Annotated in this window: 24 protein-coding genes; 10 read left to right on the forward strand and 14 right to left on the reverse strand. The window is 70.4% G+C overall.

The window, feature by feature from the left end; all coding sequences use genetic code 11:
- Window positions 1–28 precede the first annotated feature (28 nt).
- On the reverse strand, window positions 29–760 hold the full coding sequence (locus tag ACYVF7_RS53235) for an alpha/beta hydrolase family protein (protein WP_460355112.1): 732 nt from the start codon (window positions 758–760) through the stop codon (window positions 29–31).
- Between the two features lie 175 nt (window positions 761–935).
- Between ACYVF7_RS53235 and ACYVF7_RS53240 the strand changes: the two genes are divergently transcribed.
- Together ACYVF7_RS53240 and ACYVF7_RS53245 are read left to right on the forward strand one after the other, a co-directional pair.
- The gene (locus ACYVF7_RS53240) at window positions 936–1,688 is read left to right on the forward strand and encodes an SDR family oxidoreductase (protein ID WP_460355115.1); all 753 of its coding nucleotides are present in this window, start codon (window positions 936–938) and stop codon (window positions 1,686–1,688) included.
- Between the two features lie 385 nt (window positions 1,689–2,073).
- Complete coding sequence (locus ACYVF7_RS53245; RefSeq protein WP_460355118.1) at window positions 2,074–3,042, forward strand: lipase family protein; 969 nt, start codon at window positions 2,074–2,076, stop codon at window positions 3,040–3,042.
- A 66-nt stretch (window positions 3,043–3,108) separates the two neighbouring features.
- Here the strand turns inward: ACYVF7_RS53245 and ACYVF7_RS53250 are convergent, their stop codons facing one another.
- The 3 genes from ACYVF7_RS53250 to ACYVF7_RS53260 all read right to left on the reverse strand — a co-directional run bounded on the left by ACYVF7_RS53250 (window position 3,109) and on the right by ACYVF7_RS53260 (window position 6,840).
- Window positions 3,109–5,061 (reverse strand): hypothetical protein, encoded by a 1,953-nt coding sequence (locus tag ACYVF7_RS53250; RefSeq protein WP_460355119.1) that lies wholly within the window; start codon window positions 5,059–5,061, stop codon window positions 3,109–3,111.
- 16 nt (window positions 5,062–5,077) lie between these two features.
- Window positions 5,078–6,031 (reverse strand): hypothetical protein, encoded by a 954-nt coding sequence (locus ACYVF7_RS53255; protein WP_460355121.1) that lies wholly within the window; start codon window positions 6,029–6,031, stop codon window positions 5,078–5,080.
- A gap of 233 nt (window positions 6,032–6,264) precedes the next feature.
- On the reverse strand, window positions 6,265–6,840 hold the full coding sequence (locus ACYVF7_RS53260) for a Uma2 family endonuclease (protein ID WP_460355123.1): 576 nt from the start codon (window positions 6,838–6,840) through the stop codon (window positions 6,265–6,267).
- 105 nt (window positions 6,841–6,945) lie between these two features.
- Between ACYVF7_RS53260 and recD2 the strand changes: the two genes are divergently transcribed.
- The gene (recD2, locus tag ACYVF7_RS53265; protein ID WP_460355126.1) at window positions 6,946–9,171 is read left to right on the forward strand and encodes an SF1B family DNA helicase RecD2; all 2,226 of its coding nucleotides are present in this window, start codon (window positions 6,946–6,948) and stop codon (window positions 9,169–9,171) included.
- A 195-nt stretch (window positions 9,172–9,366) separates the two neighbouring features.
- On the forward strand, window positions 9,367–11,124 hold the full coding sequence (locus ACYVF7_RS53270; protein WP_460355129.1) for a hypothetical protein: 1,758 nt from the start codon (window positions 9,367–9,369) through the stop codon (window positions 11,122–11,124).
- A gap of 57 nt (window positions 11,125–11,181) precedes the next feature.
- Here the strand turns inward: ACYVF7_RS53270 and secY are convergent, their stop codons facing one another.
- Together secY and ACYVF7_RS53280 are read right to left on the reverse strand one after the other, a co-directional pair.
- Window positions 11,182–12,480, reverse strand: coding sequence for a preprotein translocase subunit SecY (gene secY / locus ACYVF7_RS53275; RefSeq protein WP_460355132.1), 1,299 nt, complete (start codon window positions 12,478–12,480; stop codon window positions 11,182–11,184).
- 399 nt (window positions 12,481–12,879) lie between these two features.
- Window positions 12,880–13,650 (reverse strand): hypothetical protein, encoded by a 771-nt coding sequence (locus ACYVF7_RS53280; protein WP_460355134.1) that lies wholly within the window; start codon window positions 13,648–13,650, stop codon window positions 12,880–12,882.
- Between the two features lie 530 nt (window positions 13,651–14,180).
- Here ACYVF7_RS53280 and ACYVF7_RS53285 point away from each other — a divergent pair.
- The 4 genes from ACYVF7_RS53285 (at window position 14,181) to ACYVF7_RS53300 (ending at window position 18,374) form a co-directional block, all read left to right on the forward strand.
- Window positions 14,181–14,624 (forward strand): nuclear transport factor 2 family protein, encoded by a 444-nt coding sequence (locus ACYVF7_RS53285; RefSeq protein ID WP_460355137.1) that lies wholly within the window; start codon window positions 14,181–14,183, stop codon window positions 14,622–14,624.
- 8 nt (window positions 14,625–14,632) lie between these two features.
- Window positions 14,633–15,376, forward strand: a complete 744-nt coding sequence (locus ACYVF7_RS53290) for a 3-oxoacyl-ACP reductase family protein (protein WP_460355138.1) — start codon at window positions 14,633–14,635, stop codon at window positions 15,374–15,376.
- Window positions 15,377–15,620: 244 nt separating this feature from the next.
- Window positions 15,621–16,457 (forward strand): phosphoribosylaminoimidazolesuccinocarboxamide synthase, encoded by an 837-nt coding sequence (locus tag ACYVF7_RS53295; protein WP_460355141.1) that lies wholly within the window; start codon window positions 15,621–15,623, stop codon window positions 16,455–16,457.
- Window positions 16,458–16,982: 525 nt separating this feature from the next.
- Window positions 16,983–18,374: a S8 family serine peptidase gene (locus tag ACYVF7_RS53300; protein WP_460355143.1), complete on the forward strand. Its 1,392-nt coding sequence runs from the start codon at window positions 16,983–16,985 to the stop codon at window positions 18,372–18,374.
- A 145-nt stretch (window positions 18,375–18,519) separates the two neighbouring features.
- Here ACYVF7_RS53300 and ACYVF7_RS53305 read toward each other — a convergent pair whose 3' ends face one another.
- The 6 genes from ACYVF7_RS53305 to ACYVF7_RS53330 form a co-directional block, all read right to left on the reverse strand.
- Entirely contained in the window at window positions 18,520–18,909 is a 390-nt protein-coding gene (locus ACYVF7_RS53305; RefSeq protein ID WP_460355145.1) for a hypothetical protein, read from the reverse strand.
- 864 nt (window positions 18,910–19,773) lie between these two features.
- Window positions 19,774–19,962: a hypothetical protein gene (locus ACYVF7_RS53310; protein WP_460355146.1), complete on the reverse strand. Its 189-nt coding sequence runs from the start codon at window positions 19,960–19,962 to the stop codon at window positions 19,774–19,776.
- Window positions 19,963–20,046: 84 nt separating this feature from the next.
- Complete coding sequence (locus ACYVF7_RS53315; protein WP_460355148.1) at window positions 20,047–20,190, reverse strand: hypothetical protein; 144 nt, start codon at window positions 20,188–20,190, stop codon at window positions 20,047–20,049.
- A 430-nt stretch (window positions 20,191–20,620) separates the two neighbouring features.
- Window positions 20,621–21,202, reverse strand: a complete 582-nt coding sequence (thpR, locus tag ACYVF7_RS53320; RefSeq protein ID WP_460355150.1) for an RNA 2',3'-cyclic phosphodiesterase — start codon at window positions 21,200–21,202, stop codon at window positions 20,621–20,623.
- Window positions 21,203–21,237: 35 nt separating this feature from the next.
- A complete protein-coding gene (locus ACYVF7_RS53325; protein WP_460358577.1) occupies window positions 21,238–22,476 on the reverse strand; it encodes an MFS transporter in 1,239 nt (412 codons plus the stop codon).
- A 2-nt stretch (window positions 22,477–22,478) separates the two neighbouring features.
- Window positions 22,479–22,913: a MarR family winged helix-turn-helix transcriptional regulator gene (locus tag ACYVF7_RS53330; RefSeq protein ID WP_460355152.1), complete on the reverse strand. Its 435-nt coding sequence runs from the start codon at window positions 22,911–22,913 to the stop codon at window positions 22,479–22,481.
- A gap of 333 nt (window positions 22,914–23,246) precedes the next feature.
- Between ACYVF7_RS53330 and ACYVF7_RS53335 the strand changes: the two genes are divergently transcribed.
- Window positions 23,247–23,504, forward strand: a complete 258-nt coding sequence (locus tag ACYVF7_RS53335; protein WP_460355155.1) for a DUF2530 domain-containing protein — start codon at window positions 23,247–23,249, stop codon at window positions 23,502–23,504.
- Between the two features lie 70 nt (window positions 23,505–23,574).
- On the opposite strand, the gene ACYVF7_RS53340 is transcribed toward ACYVF7_RS53335, so the two are convergent.
- Window positions 23,575–24,399 (reverse strand): MBL fold metallo-hydrolase, encoded by an 825-nt coding sequence (locus ACYVF7_RS53340; RefSeq protein WP_460355157.1) that lies wholly within the window; start codon window positions 24,397–24,399, stop codon window positions 23,575–23,577.
- Between the two features lie 56 nt (window positions 24,400–24,455).
- Between ACYVF7_RS53340 and ACYVF7_RS53345 the strand changes: the two genes are divergently transcribed.
- The gene (locus ACYVF7_RS53345) at window positions 24,456–24,815 is read left to right on the forward strand and encodes a winged helix-turn-helix transcriptional regulator (RefSeq protein WP_460355159.1); all 360 of its coding nucleotides are present in this window, start codon (window positions 24,456–24,458) and stop codon (window positions 24,813–24,815) included.
- Between the two features lie 21 nt (window positions 24,816–24,836).
- On the opposite strand, the gene ACYVF7_RS53350 is transcribed toward ACYVF7_RS53345, so the two are convergent.
- Complete coding sequence (locus ACYVF7_RS53350; RefSeq protein ID WP_460355162.1) at window positions 24,837–25,388, reverse strand: TlpA family protein disulfide reductase; 552 nt, start codon at window positions 25,386–25,388, stop codon at window positions 24,837–24,839.
- Window positions 25,389–25,568 lie beyond the last annotated feature (180 nt).

The raw sequence follows: 25,568 nt of genomic DNA on the forward strand, positions 1-25,568 counted from the left end.
GATCGGCGCGTCGCGGACGGCAGCGGAATCAGGCGAGGTGCCGGGAGAAGAACCGAAGCGTGCTGTCCAGCTCGAAGGCCGGAGATTCCCCGTGCTTGCCGGCGTTGGCGTGCAGCGTCTTCTCGGCTGAGGCAAAGGCGTCGAACAGTGCCAAGCTCTGTGCCCGCGGCACTCGCTCATCGTCCCACTGCACCAGGAACTCCACCGGGACGGTGATCCGCGCGGCGGCCCCGGCCGAGGCCAGAGCCCCGCCCAGTCCCAGCACCGCTGCGCGGACCCGGGGTTCGGCGGCAACGAACGGAACGCCGAGTCCGCACCCCAGAGAGATCCCCCAGTAGCCCACCGGACCGGCGCCGACATGCTCGAGTTGCTGGACCGCGTCCAGGACCGCCTGCCATTCCGGGACGGTCTGGCGGGCTACGAGCGCATGGAAGCCGGCGATCAGCGGAGCCAACTCTTCCCCGGCCTCCACGCGAGCCTGGTTCTCGGTCGCGATCCGGTTGTATTCCTGCTCCATCGGCCGGTCGCCATGGCCGGGCACGTCGACCGCCACTGCCGCGAAATCACACTCGGCCACGAAGCGGCGCGCAAGGGTCAGGATGCCGGGGGCCTTCTTGTGCTGACCGCCGCCGTGTCCCATCAAGATCAAGGGACGAGTACCGGCAGCACCCTCCGGCGTCCACAGCACGCCGGGGATCTCACCGAGGGTGAAGAGCTCTTCGGAGACACCGTCGGACGACGTCTCAGAGGTGAACCGCATAGCGTTTCACGCCTTTCGGGATGCCTTCTGCGGGCACCCCTAGACCATGCAGGGGAGGGAGGCCCGACCTGTCACAGCGTTGATCGGTCTCACCTCCTCAGTTCGCAGCAGCGCACGGCGGCGCCGACCGTATCACGGGGGAAGGATGAGTACGAGTGACGGAGGAGAGATCACCATGCGCACCATGCGAATCGCCGTTGCCGGAGCAACCGGGAACATCGGGGCCCGCACCGTCGCCGCCCTGGAACAGGCCGGCCACGGGGTCGTGCGCATCAGCCGCTCCCTCGGCGTTGACCTGATCACCGCGGACGGCGTCGACGCCGCCCTGACCGGCGTCGACGCCGTCGTGGACGCCACGAGCCACGAGGTAGCCGACCGGGACGACGCGGTGGAGTACTTCGGCACCGCCACCCGGAACCTGCTGGCCGCCGAGGAACGCGCGGGTGTCCGTCACCACGTGCTGCTCTCGATCGTCGGCGTCGATCGCATCGAAGGCAACGCGCACTACGCCGGCAAGCGTGAGCAGGAGCGCCTCGTGTCCGAGGGCCCGGTGCCGTGGACGATCGTTCGTTTCACGCAGTTCCACGACTTCGCCGTGACGGCGACGAGCTGGACCGAACAGGACGGCGTCGCCACGATCGCACCGCTGCTCGTCCAGCCGATCGCGCCCGCGGATGTGGCCGACGTCCTCGCCGAGATCGCTACGGGTACGCCGCAGGGGCGTTACCGCGATGTCGCCGGCCCGGAGCCGCAGGACCTGGTGGACATGGCCCGGCGCACCAACGACGCGCGCGGACACGCGGTCAAGCTCGTGCCGACGTGGTCGTCGTTGCTGGGCCCGGATATGGCCGGCGACGTCCTCCTGCCCGGCGAGGGCGCCCGTATCGCGCCGACCACCTTCGACGAGTGGCTCACGAAGCCGCAGTAGCATCACCCCGGCCCGGCATCCTGCGCTGCCGAGCCTGCGAGACAGCTGTCCCACCTCGCCTGGCGCCGACCCGCGCCGAGGCCGCGTTCGGGCAGGCCCCAGGGCACAGGCCGTGGCGCTCGCAGGCGCGGCGCAGCTCCACCAGGTCCGGCGCGAACGACACCCGCCGCGGAACCCTGCCCACCGGGCTCCCCACGACCGGCCTCGGCGTCTCGGACACGTCGATGCCCAAGGGCACCTACGTCCGGCCACCCTCGTACTGGCCTTAACGGGGCGAGAGCCGGAAGTACTGCATTTACCGCTGGTCGCCAACCTGCATAGATATGGCACATAGAGGGCAAAAACGCGCGGACTTCCTGGTAACACCGAACCGAAGGGGTAGAAAATGTCCGAGGAAAGGCACGATGGTAGCTCAACGTCGCGCTTAACACTCCCAAATACCGACATCGAAGAGGTGGTACGGTTGTACAACGGAGATGGAACACCACTCAAACCTCCTCCCGGCTATGACCTGAACATCGCCCAGATCTGTTCGTTTGTCGTCAACGTAGCCAGCGACATGTGCGAACAGTGGAAGGCCGCCGGCAAGCCGAGCCCCGGCAAGTTCTCCTGGAAACCCTCCGACAGCTGCCCTATCACCAACTCGAGGTTTCCAGTTGATCACTGGAAGTTCACCGGCCCCATCTGGAGCACCTTCACCCCCGAAGGCAAAACGACCACCGAACCATTTGCGATATTCGCCTATGGGCCTGATACCAAAACGGCGTTCCTCGCCTTCCGTGGATCTCAGACCGGCGACGACTTCATCATGGACGGCAAGTACAAGCCGGTGCCCTACACTCCACCGACGACCTCGCCCATTACCGACATCCAGGTAGCGGAAGGGTTCTATGCCGTCTTCAACGGTCTTGACCACGGCGCCTTGATGGGCACGTTCTCAGGGATCGCCGGCAGCGGCGGAAAACTCATCGTGACCGGGCACAGCCTCGGCTCGACCCTGGCGACTCTGACCGTACCGATGGCATGCTCCGCGGGAATTCCCGGCAAGAACATCATGCATTACAACCAGGCCAGTCCCAAGGTCGGGAATTCGAAGTTCCAGGCCTACTACACCGACTTGGGCGTGCAGACGTTCCGCCTGGTGAACACCTACGACACGGTGCCGAAGCTGCCACCGGGGGCGTACGTGCCGGTCGGCCTCGAGGCCCCGTACGGTGCCGACTATCCGACCGAGGCGGAATGCCATAATCCCTGCTGTTCGTACTCCTACGCCCTGTTCAACCCCACCGCGCCGTACAACCCGGGGATTGATACCTGCATGGCCCGATCGAATCCTGATTTGCGCACCCCCTGACATCCGAGCTCGCCGGCAGGCGATGGTGATCGCCCCGGTCCCGGGGGACGTGTCAGGGTTTAACGGTCACAGCTCCGGGGGCGGGGCGGCGCCGTGGCCGGCGTCGGGCGGGCCCCAGGGCAGGCCGTGGCGTTCGCAGGCGCGGCGCAGCTCGGCCAGGTCCGGCGGGAACGACACCCGCCGCAGGACCCGGCCCACCGGGCTCCACACGACCAGCCTCGGCGCCTCGGACTCGTCGATGCCCACGCCGCCGAGCGCCTGCCGTGTAACGCTCCACTCCGTACGCCCGAGTCGCGTCACCGACGAGATCCCGGACGAGGAGATGCGCAGCTGCGGCCGGTTGCGGTCGTACAGCCAGGTGCCCGCGAGCCCGAGGATGAGCCCGGTCGGCGCGGCCCACGACAGCGCGGTCCAGAAGCCGCCGAGCTCGTCGCGCAGCCAGACCGATCCGAGCACCGCGACGAGCTCGCAGAGCGTCGCGGTGACGGCGTACGCCAGCACGCGGGTACGCCGGGGCACGTCGAGCTGCACCGGCGGCAGCGTCTTCGTCTCCGGCTCCGTGAGGGCCGGGGAGGGTTCGAGGGCCGCCTCGATGCGGGTCATGGAGCCGTGGAAGGCGGCGTTGACGTACGCGTCGTACTCCGCGTCGGTGATCGGGAGCCGCATCCGCCGGGCGGACTCGCGCAGGTCCGTACGGGAGATGCGGAGCATCGACAGCGGCGCGGCGAGGAACTCGTCGCCGTCGTCGTCGTACATCCGCAGCCAGGCGTGCCCGTCGACGGTCAGGAGCTCCATGCCGCCGATGCGTTCGCGGGGCATGCGCAGGATGACGTCGCCCGCTCCGTCGGCCCAGCCGATGCCGTCCTCGTCGACGACGAGGCGGCCGCCGGGCACCCGGGCGAAGATGTCCGGCAGCCCGGCGAGGCCGTACTGGGACGGCCGCCGCACGCCCTGCTCGGGCGTGACGACCTGGTAGCCGCGCTCGCTGAGGGCGTGCGTGAGCTGGAAGGCGTCCAGGCCCTCTGCGGGCAGGCGCGCCAGCACCTGCAGGCGGTGCCCGAACACCGTGGCGACGGTGTGCCGTCCGGTCAGCCGGCCCGTCATCGGGTCGACGGCCGTGCCCGGGCCGACGACCACGGCGGCGACGTGGTCGGCGCGTACCCGCCACTCGGCGACCGTCGCGTGCCGGACACGCAGCTCGGTCGGGGTGATCGCCCAGGAGAGCGGCGCGCTGGTCAGCCGGCGGCGGCGCGCGCCGAGGACCGCGACCGCGCCGACGACCGCCCACAGGCCGCCCATGAGCCGGTCGCCGAACCCGAGGCCGTCGAGGGCGGATCGGATGACCATCGTGAGGGCGAGCAGCGAGAGGAGGATCCCGAGCGCGACGGAGCGCCGCCGACCGGTCACCGCGGTGTCCAGGGTCGTCGGCGTGGTCTGCGCGGCGGGGTACGGTTCGTGGGCGACGGCCAGCAGGGTCGCCTCCTGGTCGCGCAGGCGCTGCTCGGCGCGGCGGCCGAGGGCGCGCGGCGCGTCCTCCTCCGACGGCAGGTCGCCCTCGTCGAAGACCGAGCGGTCGCCGTCGACGACGTGAGTGGTGATCCCGAGCCTGCGGGCCGTCATGTAGAACGTGAGCGGGTCGAAGCCCATCTCGGTCAGAGTGCCCGCGGCGGTCGACCCGAACTTGTGGAAGATCGTCAAGACCTCGTCGTCCGCGGTGACCGTGAACTCCTCGATCCGGTCCCGCTCGTACGCCTCCTCGACCGAGCCGTCGGGCGCGAGGCGTTCGAGGCCCGCCTCGGACAGCCGCCAGACGCCGGTGCGACGCGACCGCAGGCCGAGCAGCCACGGCATGAGGTTGCAGGCGACGACGGCCCCCAGCCACACGGCGGGCTGCGGGATGGGTAGAAGGGCCACCAGCAGGGACAACAGCGCGAACGGGCCGGGCGCGACGGGGCGCGACCGCCGCACGGGGGCCCGAAGGCCGATCAGCTCGAGGTCCACGAGAACAGATCGTGACATGTCAGCGTCCCATTCGTCATGACGCTCGTCTGCGAGCGAACACCGCCACACCGGCCAGGGCGAGCGCCCCGACGATCACTACGCCCAGCACCGTGCGGCCCTTGTGCATTCCGCCACCGGCCCCGCGGGCCGGTGTCGTCCGGTGCTTCGAGGTCGGCGAGAGCGACGGCAGCGCCTCCTTCGGAACCGGCTCCTGCCACAGCGGCTGCCGTACGCCCTCGCCGCTGAACAGCAACGACCGGCCGTCGGCGGTGTACGTGATGCCCTCGCCGAGCTTCTGGTCCGGGACCTTGACGCCGGTGAGCTCCTTGCCGGGCGCGGTGTAGATCTCGGCGTCCCAGTAACCGCGGATGACGAAGGTGCGCCCGTCCGGCGCGAACGCCCCGTCCGTCGCGTACAGCGGGGCGTCACCGGCCTGGTGCATGACGTTGTAACCGCTGGTGCTCAGTTTCTTCGGCCCCTCGTACAGCGATCCACCGAACTCCTTGCTCGCGATGTAGATCCGGCTCGTCCGCGGGTCGACCATGAGCGTCTCGGCGTTGTGCGGTCCGTCCTCGAACTTGATCCGGTACTTCGTGGCGGGCACCGTCTGGGTACGGATCGTCTTCGGCTCGGGGATGCGGTAGATGGTGGAGTACGGCTGATCCTTGAGGTTGTCGCCGATGTCACCGACGTAGAGGTAGCCGTCCTCGCCGACCGCCATCGCCTCCCAGTCGCGGTTGCGCGCCCCGCCGAGCGTGATCGCGGCCCGGACCCGGCAGTCGTCGATCCCCAGCGCGAACAGCCGATTGGAGCCGCCCGAGTCGTTGAACGTGTAGACGATCCCGGGATGGCGCCGGCTCGCGCCCAGCCCGCTGGACTCGTCGATGCGCGGGTCGTCGACCGTGCAGAGCTTCTTCGCGCCCTCGGCGAGGGCCCGTACGGGCGCCGCCGCCCTGGCGGGCACCGCCCACACCAGCGGCCCGCCCATGGCCAGGAGAGCCGCGAGAGTACGCGCCCTGGCCGGCGCCGATCGACCGGGTGACCTGCCCCGGCGCGGCCGCCTCAATGGAGGAGCGTGCCGAGGACGACGGCGAAGACGAGCGCCGCCAGCACGGTCGGCAACAGCCATCGAGGAGCACGATTCACATCCTGAGCCTATGCGCTCCGGCGCGAGAATCGCGCAGCCCCCGTCCCCAGGTGTCGCCGCCCCCGAACGGACGGTCAGCGCCCCTTCGCCCTCCGCATCCGAGCCGGGTCGATCTCCACGGAAAACGGCCGGGAGAGCTTGATCGGCTTCTCCGACGCGACGACCTCCCGGTAGGCGCCGTCGACCAGTTCGAACACGGTCAGTCTTGGGACGGGGATGAGTTCGGCGATCCAGTAGTGCGAGATGCCGGCTTCGGCGTAGGACTCCAGCTTCTCCCCGAAGTCCCGGTTGCGGCTCTGCCTGCTTCCGCTGATCTCCACGGCCAGCACCACGTCGGCCGCTTCGAACTCCTGCGGTTCCGCGTCGGCGGCATCCCCGACCACCACCGCGAGGTCGGGCACCTTCAGCCAGTCGTCCCGTCGATGCGTGACGACCTCGACCTCTTGGACGACCTCAAGCCCGGCGGCCCTTGCCGGCTCTCGCAGGACAACGGCGATCTCCAGGGAGGCCAGCTGATGGGGGAATGCTGGACGGGGGCTCACGATCAGGACACCATCGTCTATCTCGTACCGGTGGAACTCGTCCTCCGGCAGTCGGCGGAGAGCGTCGACGGTCCAACGACCGTGACTCTCCGTGAACGATACCGACACTGTGTGTCCTCTCCCACCTGGTTGCGAAACTCAGCGTAGTTCGAACCTCATTGATCGTGTGGGGAGGTCGCCTGATCTGTCATTGATCTGGGGCAGTATGTCCACGTGTCGGAGCCACAGGCGGCGTCTTCTCAGCCCGGGACGCGGGTCCTGGAGGCCGTGCTCGAGCGGATCACCTTCGCCAGCGAGGAGACCGGGTACACCGTCGCGCGGGTCGCCACCGACCGGACCGGCTCGGACCTGCTCACGGTGGTGGGGCCGCTGCTCGGCGCGCAGGTCGGCGAGAGCCTGCGGCTGACCGGGCGGTGGACGTCGCATCCGAAGTACGGCCGGCAGTTCGAGGCGCACTCGTACACGACCGTGCTGCCCGCCACCGTGCAGGGCATCCGCAAGTATCTCGGCTCCGGGCTGATCAAGGGGATCGGCCCGGTGATGGCCGACCGGATGGTCGAGCACTTCGGCACCGACATCCTGCGGGTGATCGAGGAGGAGCCCGAGCGCCTGGTCGAGGTGTACGGGCTGGGCCCGAAGCGGTCCAACCGCATCGCCGCCGCTTGGGAGGAGCAGAAGGCCATCAAGGAGGTCATGGTCTTCCTGCAGGGGCACGGTGTGTCGACGTCGCTGGCGGTGCGGATCTACAAGCAGTACGGCGACGAGTCGATCTCCGTGGTGCGGAAGGAGCCGTACCGGCTGGCCGCCGACGTGTGGGGCATCGGGTTCAAGACCGCCGACACGATCGCCCAGGCGGTCGGCATCCCGCACGACAGCCCCGAACGGATCAAGGCGGGGCTGCAGTACACGCTGTCGGAGGCGGCCGACGACGGCCACTGCTACCTGCCCGAGCCCAACCTGCTCACCGAGGCGACGAAGATCCTGGAGGTGCCGCGCGAGCTCGTCGGCCCCTGCCTGGAGGAGGCGGTCGCCGCGGAGGAGATCGTCCGGGAGCGCGTGGCGGCCGGTGAGGGCGAGGTGCCGGCGGTGTACCTGGTGCCGTTCCACCGCGCCGAACGCTCGCTGGCGAACGGGCTGCTGGACCTCCTGAGCGCGGGCGAGGATCGCCTGTCCGCCTTCCAGGGCGTCGACTGGGACAAGGCCCTCGGCTGGCTGCGGCAGCGGACCGGAATGGACCTGGCCCCCGAGCAGGAGGAGGCCGTACGCCTGGCGCTGACCGAGAAGGTCGCGGTGCTCACCGGAGGGCCCGGCTGCGGGAAGAGCTTCACCGTACGGTCCATCGTCGAGCTGGCGCGGGCCAAACAGGCCAAGGTCGTGCTGGTCGCGCCCACGGGGCGGGCGGCGAAGCGGCTGGCCGAGCTGACCGGTCACGAGGCCGCGACGGTGCACCGGCTGCTGCAGTTGCAGCCCGGCGGCGACCCGAAGTTCGACCGCGACAACCCGCTCGACGCGGACCTCGTCGTCGTCGACGAATCCTCCATGGTGGACGTCATCCTCGCCAACAAGCTGGTCAAGGCCGTTCCGCGCGGCGCGCACCTGCTGCTCGTGGGCGACGTCGACCAGCTCCCGTCGGTGGGCGCCGGGGAGGTGCTGCGGGATCTCCTGGCCGCAGACGTGATCCCCCGCGTACGCCTGACCAAGATCTTCCGGCAGGCCCAGCAGTCGGGGATCGTGGTCAACGCCCACCGGATCAACGCGGGGCAGTCGCCGCGGACGCGGGGCTTCCCGGACTTCTTCCTGTTCCCATGCGAGGAGGCCGAGCCCACCGCGGAGCTGACCGTCGAGATCGTGGCCGAGCGGATCCCTCGTAAGTTCGGGCTCGACCCGCGCCGCGACGTCCAGGTGCTCGCCCCGATGCACCGTGGCCCGGCCGGCGCGGGGAACCTCAACACGCTGCTGCAGGAGGCGCTCACGCCGCACCGCGAGGGGAAGGCCGAGCGCCGCTACGGCGGGCGGGTGTTCCGCGTCGGCGACAAGGTCACCCAGTTGCGCAACAACTACGACAAGGGCGCCGCCGGGATCTTCAACGGCACGGTGGGCGTGGTCACCGGCATGTCGCTGGAAGAGCAGACGCTGACCGTACTCACCGACGAGGACGAGAGCGTCGACTACGACTTCGCCGAGCTGGACGAGCTCGCCCACGCGTACGCGGTGACGATCCACCGCTCGCAGGGCAGCGAGTACCCGGCCGTCGTCATCCCGCTGACGACGAGCTCGTGGATGATGCTGCGGCGCAACCTGCTGTACACCGCCGTCACCCGCGCCAAGAAGCTCGTCGTGCTGGCCGGCTCCCCCAGAGCCCTGGCCGCCGCCGTCCGCACGGCCGGCGCCGGACGCCGTCACACCGCCCTCGACCACCGCCTCCGCCCCGACTCCTGATCTCCCGGCCGGGCCGCCCGCTTTCGCGGGAGTCCAAGCCCCCGGTCGGCTCCACGGGCCGTGCACCGTCGGCGAACGAGCGCGCCGACTGCCGCGCCACCCGCTCCCCCGGCCGGTTGTCCGGTCGGGTGGCCGGGTTCGGCCACGGATGTGATGTTCGCGGCGCTCCGAACGATCTTCGACGGGGGTGCGCGTGTGCGGATCAAGTCACTGACCTCGTCGGAGCGAAGGCTGTGGGACGCGTTCCCGACCGGCGAACGGGTGACGCTGGGGAACGGCGACCCGCGCCACGGCGCCTCCTGGGGAGCCGACCGTACGATCCGCGCAGAGGTCATCCGCGAGCTCCTCGTCAGCACCAGATCACCGAGCCGGGCCGGCGTCCCGGCGGTACGGCTCACCGGGGCCCGCATCGTCGGCGAGCTCGACCTCCGGTTCGCCGCCGTGTCGTACCCCTTCAGCCTGCGCTCGTGCCACATCACCGACCTGCTGAACTTCCACGGCCTGCGCTGCCGGGAGATCGATCTGGCGGAATCGCGCGTATGCGAGGGGCTGCACGCCTCGACCGCGTTCATCGACGGCCACCTGCTCCTCAACCAGGCGCTGATCGACGGGACCGTCCGGCTCATCGCGACGCACATCGCCGGGGCCCTCTTCATGGACGGCGCGCGTCTCGGCGGCCGGAGCGGAGGCCGGCCCGTCTTCGAGGCGGACCGGCTGCGGGTGGACGCCGACCTGCTGTGCCGGGAGGGCTTCCACGTGGACGGCGAGATGCGCCTCCCGGGTGCCCGCGTCGGCGACAGCGTCGACCTGCACGGGGCCACGCTCGACAACCCGAAGGCGTGCGCGCTCGCGGCGCCCCGGATCGTGGTCGGCGGAGACCTCCTGGGACAGGGCACCTTCTCCGCGAACGGTTCGATCGACCTGGACGGCGCGACCGTCGAAGGCCGGCTCGACCTCGACGGCGCGCGGCTGAACAACCCCGGCGGCTGCGCGCTTCAGGCCGCCCACGTCACGGTCGGGGGCGAGATGCGGTGCGGCGCGGGCTTCACCGCCGACGGCAAGGTGCACCTGCTCAACGCGCGGATCACCGGCCCCCTCATCGTCGACGACGCGCGGATCCGCAACCCGCACGACGTCGGGCTGCACGCCAGCGGGCTGACCGCGGACGGGTTGTACGGCCGCCGGCTGCTCGTCGAGGGCGCCGTTCGCCTGTCGGGGGCGCGGATCACCGGTCCGCTGAACCTCTCGGGCTCCCGCTTCCGGGAGAGCGCCGACCTCAGCCTGGGGTGCTGGTGGCTCACGGCACGTGAGCTGAAGCTCCGGCCGGCCGAGTGCCCGAGCGGCGTGGTCGACCTGCGGTACGCCCGGCTCGGCCTGCTGGAGTACGAGCCGAAGACCCTGCCCGGGGAGCTCCGGCTCGACGGCCTCACGTACAACGCGATCGAGCCCTCCACGAGCGTCGACGCCGGCCTGGCCTGCCTCGACCGGGCGCCACCGGGCTTCCGGCCCCAGCCGTACGAGCAGCTGGCGGAGACCTACCGCAACGTGGGGAACGACGCCTACGCCCGCAACGTCCTGCTCGCGAAGGAACGCCGCCGCCGGGCGGGCCTGCCGCTGCCCGTACGGCTCTGGGGGTATCTGCAGGACTTCACCGTCGGGTACGGCTATCGCCCGTGGCGGGCCGCCCTCTGGCTCGGCCTCATGCTCGTCGTCGGGACGATCGCGTTCCACGTGCGCCACCCTGTGGCCGCCGCATCCGGCCCGGCGCCGCCGTTCAGCCCCTTCTTCTATACGCTCGACCTGCTGCTGCCGATCATCGACCTCGGGCAGCGGAAGGCGTACGCCCCGCCGCCCGGGTGGTCGCAGTGGCTGATGTACGGCCTGATCATCGTCGGCTGGATCCTCGCCACGACGATCGCCGCCGCGATCACCCGCGCCCTCCGCCGCCAGTAGCGGATGGGCGAAGGGGCCGATCAACGCCTCGTACGGCCCCTTCACCGAGCATCGTGTCTACCGCAGGAATCCTTCGTAGTTGTGCTGCTGCAGCCGGCTCTCGATCTGCTTCACGGTGTCCAGCGCGACGCCGACGACGATCAGGAGGCTGGTCCCGCCGAACGGGAAGTCCTGCGTGGCGCCGAACAGCGACAGCGCGACCATCGGGATGAGCGAGATCAGCCCCAGGTAGAGGGCCCCGGGCGCGGTGATCCGGGTGAGCACGTAGTCGAGATACCCGGCGGTGGGCCGCCCCGGGCGGATACCGGGGACGAACCCGCCGTACTTCTTCATGTTGTCGGCGATCTCGGTCGGGTTGAAGGTGATCGCGACGTAGAAGTAGGTGAAGAAGACGATCAGCCCGAACATGGTGACCATGTGCCAGGGGTCGTCCTGCCGGGTGAGCGGGGCCAGGGTGCGGTTGAGGAAGGTGTTCCGGGGCCACAGCTCGGCCGCCAGCGCCGGAACGGACAGCAGCGATGAGGAGAAGATCGCCGGGATGACTCCGGCCTGGTTGACCTTCAGCGGGATGTAGGTGGACGTACCGCCGTACGCGCGCCGGCCGACCACCCGCTTGGCGTACTGCACGGGAATGCGTCGCTGCGCCTGTTCGACGAAGACGACGCCGGCCATCACCGCGAGGCTCGTCACCGTCACCAGCGCGAAGATGAACCCGCCCTTCCTGGTGTAGATGTTCCAGAACTCGGTCGGGAAGACCGCGACCACCTGCGTGAAGATCAGGATGGACATGCCGTTGCCGATGCCCCGCTCGGTGATCAGCTCGCCCAGCCACATGATGACGGCGGTACCGGCGACCATGCAGGCCACCATCGTCACGACGGTCAGCGTCCCGGGGTCGCCCAGGATCCGCTGCCCGCAGCCGGGGAAGAGGTTGCCGGACGCCGCCATCGCCACGACGGTCGCGCCCTGGAGGATCGCCAGCGCGACCGTGAGGTAGCGGGTGTACTGAGTGATCTTGGTGGTGCCGGCCTGCCCCTCCTTCTTGAGGGCCTCCAGACGCGGGATCACCACCGTCAGCAGCTGCAGGATGATGCTGGCCGTGACGTACGGGTAGATGCCCAGCGCCATGACCGAGAGCTTGAGCAGCGCTCCGCCGCTGAACAGGTTGATCATGCTGAAGACGTCGGCGCGGCCCCCGTGGGCGGCGGCCTGCGCGCACGCCTTGACGGCCGACACGTCGACGCCCGGCGCGGGCAGGTTCTGGCCGAGCCGGAACACGACGACGATGCCGAGCGTGAACAGCAGTTTCCGGCGCAGATCAGGAGTCCGGCAGGCCTGGACGAGGGCGGTCAGCATCCGCCCTCCCAGCGAACCGCCGTCCCGCAGCCGGGGCGAACGGCCGTCCCGCGGCCGGAGGAAAGGACCGTCCCACAGCCGGAGGGAAGGGTTGTCCCGCGGCCGAAGGGAAGGGCCGTCCCACAGCCGAGGGGAAGAGTTGTCCCGCGGCCGAGGGGAAGAGTTGTCCCGCGGCCGAGGGGAACGGCCTTCCCGCAGGCGAGGGGAAAGGCCGTCCTGCGGCCGAGGGGAACGGTCGTCTCACGGCCGATAGGACGGGCGGACGGATTCGAGTACAAGAATGCGCGTGACCGGACGAGCACCGGATGTGCCCGCCGAATGGTGATACGAGAGATGACATGCCTCCACACGGGAACGCCGCGGCGCTCACGAGGACGCCACGGACGACGAACGGGAACGTCAGGAACCCGTGTGGGAGGGAGGCCCGCGGCGGCTGACCGCGGTGGTGAAGACGGCCGGCGGCGCCACCGAGTGCGCCGCGACGACGGCGGCCACGCGCCGGGACGTCCGGACGTGATCCAGGGATGCCGCCGGTACGGCGGAGCCAGGACCGGCCCGGTCGGCCGCAGGCGCGTCACCGGCCAGGAAGCGTGACGCGACGGTCCCGCGCCCGGCACCGGTGCGATCCGCGACCAGGTCGACGGCCACCGTACGCCCGATGTGGGCGCGATCCGCGACCGCAAGGGCGGCCGCCGTACGCCCGGCGCAGGCGCGATCCGCGAGCAGGTGGACAGCCGCCGTACGCTCAGCCCAGGCACGATCGAGCAAGTGGACGGGCGCCGTACGCCCGACGTGGGCGCGATCCGCGACCGGGTGGACGGCCGCCGTCCCGAACGACGCCCTCTCGATCGCGTCCGCCGCGGCGGACCCGTTCGGAACGGCGAAGGCACCGGCCTCCACCACGCGGACGAACGCCGATACGCCTCGGCGCGGCCCGTGGGGGGTGCCGGCCGGAGCCGCGCGGGAACGCCCGGAGCTCCGGTCGAGGGCGGCGACGGTCGCCGCTGAGCCACCGGTTCCGGCGGCGTTGGCGGTCTCGCCGCTGCCCACGCGGATGACGTCGGCGACGGCGGTGCCCGGGATCGCCGCCAGGACGGCGGTCATGACGAAGCCGAAGAATCCGGCCAGCAGTGTCAGCAGCCGTCCCCGGAGCAAGGTGCGGCTCTTCACGCCCACCCCCGCCGACCGCCCGACCCGTCCTGTCCCGACCGGCGACCCGTCAGGCCCCGGCCGATCATTGATCACGATAGACCGCGTCGCCGCGTGCCGTCCACGTTTCGCCCAGGCGTCGGGACACACGCAATGCGCGCGCAGAAGCCGCGGAACCTGCCGCTTCGCGGCACATCGCCGCCGGTGACGCCACCTCCGCCAAGCTTTACGCCCGTCCTCCGCCGCGCCTTACGTCCGTTCTCCGCCGGGCCCTATGTCCGCTCCGCGCGAGCCCCGCATCCCGTCCTCCGCGAGCCCCGCCTCCACTCCGCGCAAGCCCCGCAACCCGTCCCCCACGCGCCCCGCGTCCACTCCGCGCAAGCCCCGCAACCCGTCCCCCGCCGAGCTTCGCTCCCGCTCTTCGACGAGTTCGGGCGTCGGGTGCAACCGATCCCGGCCGGGTGGGGTTCATGGGGCGACGGCGCGGGACCGGTGCGTCATGGGGGTGTCCGGCCGCGACGTCGACGTCATTAGAAAGGGTCCGGATGCCGATGAGCGGTCACGACGACGTCCTCACCGTGCTCGACGCGTTCTTCGCTGCGGAGGCCGCCTACATCACGGCGGGCGGGCCGGGCGTCGCCGACTTCGGCGGCATGGCGGCGCATCTCGCGCCCGGCGTCGTGATGCACCAGGCGCCGACGCTGCCGTACGGCGGCGTGTGGCGTGGTCACGACGGTATCGAGCGGTTCATGGCCGCGATGAGCGAGGCCTGGCGGTCGCTGGAGTTCCTCGAACGCCGGCAGTGGGTGGACGGCGACACCGTCATCGTCTCCAACCACGGACGCCTGACCGCGCGCGCCACCGGCCGGTCGCTCGAGACGACGGTGCTCCAGCTGATCACGGTCCGGGACGGCCTCATCACCGAGTTCCGGCCCTTCTACTGGGACACCGCCGCCGTCAACGACACCCTGACCCGTTCCACTACTGAGAAATGAGAATGAGCATGTCCCGTCTTAACGGCAAGGTCGCTCTGGTCACCGGCGGCAGCCGCGGCATCGGCGCGGCGATCGCCTACCGGCTGGCCCACGAGGGCGCCGACGTCGCGATCACGTACGTGAACTCCGACGAGCAGGCCCAGCAGGTGGTCACGAAGATCGAGGCGACCGGTCGGCGTGGGATGGCCGTCCAGGCCGACGCGGCCGACCCGCAGGCGGTCGTGGGCGCGGTCGACCGCGTCGCGGCGGACCTCGGCCGGCTCGACATCCTGGTGAACAACGCCGGCATCGGTGTCGTCGGCCCGGTCGAGGACCTGTCCCTGGAGGAGGTCGACCAGGCGCTGGCCGTGAACGTACGCAGCGTGTTCCTCGCGTCGCAGGCGGCGGTCCGGCATCTCGGCGACGGCGGCCGGATCATCAGCATCGGCAGCGGACTGACCTCGCACGTGCACGCTCCGGGGCTGAGCGTCTACACCATGAGCAAGTCCGCCCTGCTCGGCCTCACGAAGGGCCTGGCGCGCGAGCTGGGCGGGCGCGGCATCACGGTGAACGTCCTGAACTGCGGTTCGGTCGACACCGATATGAACCCGGCGGACGGCGGCCCGTTCGCCGACGAGCAGCGAAGGCTCACCGCCGTCGGCCGTTACGGCATGCCCGACGAGATCGCCGGCATGGTCGCCTACCTCGCCGGTGACGAGGCCGGCTTCGTCACCGGTGCCGCGTTCGCCATCGACGGCGGCCACGCCGCCTGACGCTCCGCCGCGACGCCGGGATCCGATGCGGACCGCTCGGCTCCGGCGTCCCCCGCGATGCACCACTCCATGGCGCCCCCGCGACACCCCGCTCCGTGGCGACCCTGCGGCGCGCCGCTCCGTCGCGGTCCCCGCCGCGCGCCACTCCATCCCCGCTCGGGACGCTCACCTGCGCGACCGGTACGTTCTCAGGTAGCGGTGAGTAGGCCCGAGCGGGGCCGTGGGCGTGAGATTGCGAGAACACATGGAGCTGGTGCATTCGGGCAAGGTCCGCGACGTCTACGCGGACGGCGACGATCTGATCCTCGTCGCGACGGACCGGGTGAGCGTGTACGACGTCGTGCTCCCGACGCCGATCACGGACAAAGGCAAGATCCTCACGCAGCTGTCGCTGTGGTGGTTCGAGCAGCTCGCCGACGTGATGCCCAACCATGTGATCTCCGCCGACGACGTGCCGGCCGAGTGGGCGGGGCGGGCGATCCGCTGCCGGCGCCTGGAGATGCTGCCGGTCGAGTTCATCGCCCGGGGCTACCTCACCGGCCTGGGTCTGAAGGAGTACCAGAAGCAGGGGACGGTCTCCGGGGTGCCGCTGCCGCCGGGCCTCGTCGAGGCGTCCCGGCTGCCGGAGCCGGTGTTCACGCCGACCACCAAGGCGGCGACCGGGCACGACGAGTTCATCACCTTCGACGAGGTCACGCGGGAGATCGGCGCGGAGACCGCCGAGCGCCTCCGCGACGCGACCCTGGAGATCTACCGTCGCGGGGCGGCGCTGGCCGCCGAGCGCGGCATCGTCATCGCCGACACGAAGCTCGAGTTCGGCCGGGCGCCGGACGGCACGCTGGTCCTCGCCGACGAGCTGCTGACCTCGGACTCCTCCCGGTTCTGGCCCGCCGACGCGTGGGAGCCCGGCCGTCCGCAGCACTCACTGGACAAGCAGTTCGTCCGCGACTGGTCGTCGACGGTCACCGACTGGGACCGCACGCCGCCGGGCCCGCCGATCCCGGACGACATCGTCGCGGCCACCCGCGCCCGCTACATCGAGCTCTACGAGCGCATCACCGGCTCGCCGTGGACGGCGTGACGGCGGAGACGACGCGTAACCCATCATCGTGAACGGCCCCGGGCGACAGCTCGGGGCCGTTCGTCTTCATCACGCCGGACACGCCCGCGTACCACCACCGCACGGCCGGACACGCCCACGAACCACCACCGCACAGCCGGACACGCCCACGAACCACCACCGCACAGCCGGACACGCCCACGAACCACCACCGCACAGCCGGACACGCCCACGAACCACCACCCCACGACCGGACACGCCCACGAACCACCACCCCACGACCGGACACGCCCACGCACCACCACCCCACGGTCAGACACGGCCACGTGCCACCACCCCACGGATGTTGGTCGTACGCGCCGAGGGCGGCCGCTCGTGTCGCATCGGGTCGGAGTCGTCCCGAAAAGAGGCAACCGGGCAGCGCCGATCGGCGGATAACGAGTGATCGATCGTCCAGAAAAGTGCCGGTGGCGACCGTGGCCCGCCCGACCAGGTGCTCGCGCCCGGGCGGGCACGACCGTACCTCCGGCGGAAAGCGGTGCCGAGGTGCGACGACGAACTCGATGGAGACATCTGACGGCCGGTCTGACCGGCTGGCTGATCATGGCGCCCACAGGCGTACCCGCGGCGTTCGCCGCGGCGGCGCCCGGCGCGGCCGCTTCCGCGCGTAGCGGAACGGAGAAGGTCACGCTCGTCACGGGCGATGTGGTCACGCTGGGCGAGCAACGCGGTGCCCTGTCTCTCCGGCAGATCGACCGTGGGGCCGGGCGGGAACGCATCCGCTTCACGACGATGCGGTTGGACGGGCATCTGTACGTGATCCCGTCCGACGCGCAGCGTCTGGTGGGCACGGGCAGGGTCGACGAGCGGATGTTCGACCTGACCCAGCTCGTGGCGTGGGGATACGACGACGCCCACCGGAAGGACGTGCCGCTGCTGGCCCAACGCGGGCCCGGCAGCGCTCGTACGGCCCTGAAGGACGCCTCGGTCACGCGGTCGTTCGCCAAGACGAAGATCGACGTCGTACGGGTGCCCAAGACGAGGACCACTCCGTTCTGGAAGGACCTCGCGGGCGCGCGGTCCGGCGCGCAACTCGCCGGCGGCGTCGCGAAGCTCTGGCTCGACGGCAAGCGCAAGGCGCTGCTCGACAAGAGCGTGCCGCAGATCGGCGCGCCGACCGCCTGGGCGAAGGGGCTGACCGGCAAGGGCGTGACCGTCGCCGTCCTGGACTCCGGGTACGACACGAAGCACCCCGACCTGAAGGACGTCGTCACGGAGGCCAGGGGCTTCACCGACGGCGGGCCCGACGACGTCCAGGACCATCTGGGTCACGGCACGCACGTCACCTCGACGATCGCGGGCAGCGGTGCCGCCTCGGGCGGTAAGTACAAGGGTGTCGCTCCGGATGCCAAGGTCGTGATGGGCAAGGTGCTCAATGACGACGGCGAGGGGCTGGACTCCTGGATCCTCGCCGGCATGGAATGGGCCTCGGGCAAGGCGAAGATCGTCAGCATGAGCCTCGGCGGCCAGGACTTCCAGGGAGCCGATCCGTTGGAGCAGGCGGTCGACTCCTTGACGGCCTCGACCGGCGCCCTGTTCGTCGTCGCCGCGGGGAACGACGGGCTGAGAGGCGACCGCATGCTCTCCTCCCCCGCGACCGCGGACGCGGCCCTGGCCGTCGGCGCGGTCGACGGCTCCGACGACCTCGCCTATTTTTCCAGCCGCGGCCCCCGGGTCGGCGACTACGCGGTCAAACCCGACATCACCGCGCCCGGCGTGGACATCAAGGCGGCCATCCCGGTCGACGACGCGGGCGGCGAAGAGCCCTACGGGGAGATTTCCGGTACGTCGATGGCCACCCCGCACGTGGCCGGCTCGCCGCCATCCTCGCGCAGCAGCACCCCACGTGGACCGGCTCGCAGCTCAAGGCCGCGCTGATGGGATCGGCCAAGCCCAGTGCCAAGACGACGGTCTACCAGCAGGGGGCGGGGCGCGTCGATGTCGCACGTGCGGTGGACCAGCCGGTGACGGCGTCCACGGGCGGCCTGTCGTTCGACCTGCCCAGTGGCAAGAAGCCCGAACCTCAGGCCGTGACGTACACCAACGACTCCGACAAGGCCGTGACCCTGGAACTGGCGGTCGACGCGACGTCGTACGAGGGTGGCGCCGCGCAGAAGGGGATGTTCCAGCCGGACGCCACGTCGGTGACGCTCCCGGCCCATGGGACCGCGCAGGTCAAGGTCGCTCTCGACCCGGACGAGGTGAAGACGGGAGCGTACGGCGGCGTCCTCACGGCGACGTCGGGTGACCTCACCGTGCGCACCGTACTCGGCGCGTACGTCGAGCCGGAGTCGGCGAACCTGACCGTCAAGGCGTTCGACCGGTCGGGGAACCCGGCCGAGGCGCTGCTCCTCCTCCACAGCCAGAACACGCCCTTCCACGAGTTCCTGTGGACGGGCGGAGGCACCGCCACCGGGCGTTTCCCCGTCGGCGACTACAACGTGACCGGCCAACTCGAGGCTCCGACGTCGCAGGAGCCCAACGCCCGGACTCTCGCGAACATCCCCGTATCGATCACGGACAAGGGCGGAGAGGCGATCCTGGACGTCCGCAAGGCCGTCCAGCCGAAGATCACGGTCGACAATCCGGCCGCCGAGGCCACCGGTTCCGGGGAGGTCGGCTTCAGCTACCAGCGTGGCGACGCCGACTATGACATGGTCCAGCAGTTCCTGCCGCCCTCGGCGGTCTCCGTCATTCCGGCGAAGGAGAGCGGTCTCTCCTACATCGCCCATCAGACGTTCTTCGCCAAGGACGCGACCGACCAGAACCCCAGTCCCTTCCGCTACGAGGTGGCCGACTACCGGAAGGGCGAGATCCCGGAGAGCCCGATCTACGCCGCCAAGACCGCGGACATGGCCCGCGTCACCACGAAATACCGCGCCCAGGACAACGCTACCTCTGCCTTCACCGGCATCGGGGTGGTCCTACCGGACGGCTGGTCCGGACTCGGCGTGTCACACAAGTTCGCACTGCCGTTCACGGCGACCGAGTACCTCACCGCCAACCCCGATGTCCGGTGGTGGCGGAACTTCAACTACGACCGGCCGGACGCCTCCTGGCCGTTCCTGTACGGCGTTTCCACCATGGATCCGCATGCCTACCGGCCCGGCGGCCAGAGCGAGGTCTGGAACGCCGCGGTGGTGGGGCCGGCGCTGCCACGGTGCGAAACCGTGGCAGACGGTACGCCCGATCCCGCGACCTGCGGGACACGAACCGGCAACACGATCTTCTATGGCCTGGGCGACTACTTCTTCTCCGAGTCCGGCGGAGACGATCACTACGGCTGGGACGGGAACGCGAACGGCACCGTGACCCTCTCCAGCGGCGGAAAGGTGATCCAGCAGGGTTCGATCTGGGACCCGCTGACCGCCGACGTCCCCAGCGGATCCGCGAAGTACGAGTTGGACGTCTCCGCCGAGCGGAGCGCCGGGGCGTACACGAACCTGTCCGGCCAGGTCACGGCCAAGTACGTGTTCTCCTCGGAGGAGACGTCCGGCAGACGGGCGCTGCCGTTGATGGCGGTGCGCTACGCGCCACGGGGGCTGGACGATCAGAACCGCGCCAAGCCGGGCTCGACGACCCGGATCCCGCTCTGGGTGGAGCACGGTCCCGGGTCGGCGGAGAAGTCCGTGAAGTCCCTGACCGTCTTCGCGTCGACCGATGACGGGAAGACCTGGACCAAGACTCCCCTCACCCGATCGGGAGACCGCTGGGTCGCCGCGTGCCGGCCCCCGCGTCGGGATTCGTGTCCCTCCGTGCCACCGTCACCGACGGCGCGGGGAACTCTGCCGATCAGACGATCATCCACGCATACGCCGTGGGCGGCTGAGCGGCGAACGCCGGTCCGGTGGGCGGGGATGCGTCACCGCCCACCGGACTCGACCGGCGGGCGGGAGTGGCCGGCGGATGGGACGCGTCGCCGGGCTACGTCCGACGACCAGGAGGGACCTGGTAGACGGGGCGTGTCACGGACTCGGCCGACGGCCGGCCGAGGCTCGGTGGGCGGGATGCGCCACCGGTCACCGGACTCGACCGACAGCCAGCCGAGGCTCGGCGGACGGGAGGCGCCACCGGTCACCGGACTCGACCGACGGCTAGGGCGCGGCTTGGTGGACGGGGATGCGTCACCCGTCTCCGGGCTCGGCCAGCGGCCACGAGTGGAGGGTCTCGTAGCGGACCTCGCGGCCGAGGTGGCTGCGGACGAGGTGGATCTCACCGGCCGTCCAGGGGCTGCCCTCGTACGGCTTGAGCGCCTCGACGAGCGGTCGCAGGTCGACCGGGTCGCGGGCGCGGGCGACGGTGAGATGCGGGTGGAAGCGCTTGTGCTCGTCGGCGTCGGCGCCCTCGCGGCGTGCGGCGGCCAGGCAGGAGTCGGCGAGGCGGCGCAGGTCGGTCTCCATCCCCGTCCACAGCACCCGGGCCGACGCGGGCCGGGGGAAGGCCCCCGCGCCCGCGAACGCCAGCTCGCGCCGCGGATGCCGCCCGGCGGCGCGTTCGAGCCGGGGCAGCAGGCGCGGCACGATCTGCTCGTCCACCTCGCCGTAGAACGCCAGCGTCACATGCCAGGACGCGCGGCGCGTCCAGCGCAGGTCCGGGTGGGCGGCGCGGTGCGGGGCGAACGCGGCGTCCACCTCGTCGAGCACGGTCTCCGGCGGCAGCAGCGCGACGAAAAGCCTCACAGTGGCCAGCTTCTCATCTCGCCTCACGAAGGCCGCCCTCTCACCTCACGAAGCCCGGCCTCTCACCTCGTGGCCAGAAGCTCCCTCAATCTGCCGACCCGTACGGCGTCGAGCGCGGGCCGCGGCGCCATGACGGCGACGACCCCGAAGACGGCCGCGAGGGATACGACGCCACCGATGATCATGCTTGACCGCGGTCCGAAGACCTCTGCCAGCCAGCCGATGAGCGGCGAGCCGATCGGGGAGCTGCCCGCGAACACGAGCATGTACAGGCCCATGACCCGGCCGCGCATCTCCGACGGCACGCTCAGCTGCATGACCGCGTTGGCGGCCGTGTTGAAGGTCAGCAGCGCGATGCCCGTGGGCACCAGCAGTATGACGAAGGACACGTAGTCCGGCATCAGGCCGGCCACGATCTCCAGGACGCCGAAGACCATCGCGGCGGCGAACAGCAGCCGCATCCTCAGGTTCTTGCGGCGCGCGGCCAGCAGCGAACCCGACAGCGCGCCGACGGCCAGCATGGTCGAGGCGAGGCCGAACGAGGACGCGCCGCTGTGGAAGACCTGGCGGCTCATCAGTGCGGTCGTCATCTGGAAGTTCATGCCGAACGCGGCGACGAACAGCACGAGCGTGAGCACCATGACCAGGTCGCGGCGCTGCCGGACGTACCGCAGCCCTTCGCGCAACTGGCCCTTCGCCCGGGGGACGGGCTCCCGGAGGTGCAGCTCGTCCTCGCGCATCAGGTAGAGGCCGAGGAGCACGGCGCCGAAGGATCCGGCGTTGACGAGGAAGACCGGAGCGGTGCCGATGGCGGCGATCAGCACGCCGGCGACCGCCGGGCCGAGGATTCGCGCCATGTTGAAGATCGCGCTGTTCAGGGCGATGGCGTTGGACAGGTCGGCGCGCCCGACCATCTCCACCGCGAACGTCTGCCGGGTCGGGTTGTCCACCACCGTGGCGATACCCAAGCCGAAGGCCAGCGCGTACACGTGCCACACCTGGGCGCTGCCGGTGACCGCGAGCAGGCCGAGCACCAGCGCGAGCGCGCCCATCACCGCCTGGGTGACCATGAGCACGCGTCGCTTGCGGTACCGGTCGGCCAGCACGCCGCCGTACAGGCCGAACAGCAGCAGCGGCAGGAACTGCAAGCCCGTCGTGATGCCGAGCGCCGCCCCGCTGCCGTGGGTGAGGTCGAGGACCAGCCAGTCCTGCGCGACCCGCTGCATCCACGTGCCGGTGTTGGAGACGACCTGACCGGCCGCGAACAGCCGGTAGTTGCGGTTGTGCAGCGACCGGAACAGGCTCAGACCTTGCTGAGGCGCTCCAGGATCGGTGCCGCCTGGCGCAGGATCTCCCGTTCCTCCGGGGTCAGCTCCGCCAGCCGCTGGGCCAGCCACGCCTCCTTGCGGCGCCGCTCCTCCTTCAGGAGCTTCTCGCCCTCCTCCGTCACGCTCAGGATGACCTGCCGCCGATCCGTCGGATGCGGGCTGCGTGTCAGCAGGCCCCGCTCCTCCAGCGCGGCGATCACCCGTGTCATCGACGGGGGTTGTACCTTCTCGTGCTCCGCCAGCTCCCCCGGCGTCAGCGCGGCGTGCCGCGAGACCGCGCCGAGTGCGGCGAGCTGGGTGACGCTCAGGGACTGCCCCGACTGAGCGCGCATTCGTCGTGACAGCCTGCTTACGGAGACGCGCAGGGCTGCTGCCAGGCCCGCACGGCTTCTGGTCTGTGATGTTGGCATGTTCTTTAGCATGAGTCATTACTCTTGCTAACGATACGCGGGCGACTCGTATTCCGCAAGGTCGTTAGCAATGCGTACGACTCTGACCCTCCTCCCGGAGAACGGCACAGCGTGCCACCGATCACCGAGCCCGGCCGTCGACGAACCCTCCGGCGAGCACTTGTCCCGGAAGGTAACGCACCCCATCCCCGCGCGACACCCCTGGGACCTGCATGGACCGGCGAATGTCCCGGCCCGCGCCCAGACCACTGTCCCGGCCGGCGCCCAGACCACCCCGAAACGGCGTCGCCGCCCCGTACTTCGCCGATCACCTGGGCCGGTTACGCTGATTCCATGAGCCGCGAGCGACGTCACGTCACGGAGCCGATCAAGACCAACGACGTCCTGACCGCCGCCGTCGGCGCGGGGGCGTTCGCCGTGGCTTTCATCGTGCTCCTGCTCATCCCGCTCCCGGCCCGCGACCACTGGTGGCGCTGGGTCTGCGTGGTCGGCTTCGCGATGGGCGCCTTCGGCTGCTGGTACATCCCGCGCCTCCTGCGGGCCCGCGAAGCCGCCGCCGAAAGGCACGCCGCCGACCACGCGACCGGCTGACGCGGGAGTACCTCGCGACAGCAGTGCGTGGGCGAGCAGCCGACCCGACCCACCGTCGTTCGCGCACCCCTCACAGGGCGTGTCTCTGGAACTCCCAGGGGTCGTGGGCGCAGAAGACGTCGACCTCGTCGCCGTGTTCGCGGTGCAGGGCGCGCAGCCGGTGCAGGGCGTCCAGCCGGGCCTCCGGATCGACCTGGGCGGTCTGCTGGACCAGGTCCAGCTCGGGGTGGGGCACGGGCGGGTCCGCTTCGAGTTCGCCGTGGTAGAAGTAGGCGTCTCCGGCGTTGAGCGCCCAGCGGTCGCCGGACCGTACGGCCACGCCGCTGTGCCCCGGCGTGTGTCCGGGGAGCGGCACCAGCAGGATCTCCGCCGCCAGGCCGTCCAGGCGGGCGACGTGCTCGATCCCCAGCCAGGAGTCGCCCGGGTGGCTCCGGGCCGGCGTCAGGAGCGGGCCGTGCGCTCGGTGCGCCGGCATGAAGCGCTCGACGCTCGCCCGATGGTGCTCGGCGGCCGGATCGGTGACGGCCCGGTACTCCTCCTCGTGCAGATGGACCGTGGCGTGCGGGAAGTCGGGGAGGCCGCCCGTGTGGTCCCGGTGCAGGTGGGTGAGCACGATGTGGCGTACGTCCGCGGGTTCGAAGCCCAGCCGGGCGACCTGCCGGGCCGCGGACTGGGCCGGGTCGAGGACCGGCTCGGCGAAGACGAGGAAGTCCGCGCCGAGCCTCTCGCGGGGACTCACCGTGTCCTCACCGCCGAAGCCGCTGTCCACCAGGACCAGGCCGTCGGCGTCCGTCTCGATCAGCAGGCAGTGGCAGACCGCCCGCGCGGGCGGCAGTTCCTCGCCGACCGGCGCGATCACACGGAGGGATCCGCAGTCGAGATGATGTACGCGCATGACCGTTCCTCACTCTTCGCCGAGCACTGTCCGGCAGGACGCTAGGAGGCGCACTCGTGACTCACCAAGGCGTTGGTCACGGGCTGTTGGACGCCTGTTCCGGCCCCACGCCCGAGCCGGACCCGAACTGTCCCGTCGAGGTCGCCCTCGCCGCGATCCGGGGGCGCTGGACCCCGCTGATCCTCCGCGAGTTCCTGAGCTCCGATGAGCTGAGCTATTCCCAGCTCGCAGCCGCTCTCACGGGCCTGTCGGACAAAGTGCTCTCCGAACGGCTGGCGCAGCTGACCGAGGCAGGTGTCCTCGAACGTCACCGCACCCCCGCCTGGCCGCCGCGCGTGACGTACACGCTGACGGACCGGGGCCGGGCCCTGGCCCCAGTCATGGAGGCCTTGTGGTCCTGGGGACGCGGCTCCTAGCGGCGCCGGTCCCGCTGTCGCCTATTCGGCTCGCGCGGCGGAGACGGTCGTGGCCGGGAGCGGGAGGCGGTCCAGCGTGTAAGTCGTCGCCGTGATCCTCCCGTCCCCGTCGATCAGCACGAATGACGGGTAGCCGGTCACGGCGAAGGCGCTGCCGATGGGGTCGTCCGGTTCTTCGACGACGACCTCGACGACCGGTGACAGCGCGGCGAGTTGATCCCGGGTCTCCTCCATCGTGCCGTGGAGTACGGCGAGGACGGGCACGTCCTCGTCGCCAGCGAGCGTGCGCGCGAGGTCGGTGAAGCGCGGTAGCTGCTTTGCGCAGGCACCGCAGCCGGGCGAGAAGAACGCGATGACGCCGCCGCTCACGGTCGACCGCGAGACCGTGCCGCCGGCCGTGGTGGTGGCGGTGAACTCCGGTACGACCGCGCCCGCGGGCAGGGTCAGGTCACCGGGCGAATCGTGATGCCCGCCGCTCTGCCCACGGAGCCGGCGGATGATGCCGAACGTCAGCAGGAGGTTCAACAGGCAGACCACAGTGAGGACGATCAGGGCCGCGACTACGTAGGGCATGGGTGACTCTCCGAGGGGAGCGACTTTCAAAAATACAATACTGGATAAATCAATTACCGACCGCTGTCGATCAATGCAACGAATAAAACAACCAGCCACATCAATAGGTAACTCAAAATTAATTCGTACGCAAGACTTGATCTTGGTCCGCGAAACGACATAGATTGCACCTAATCGTTT

The sequence above is a fragment of the Actinoallomurus acanthiterrae genome (genome assembly GCF_054775715.1).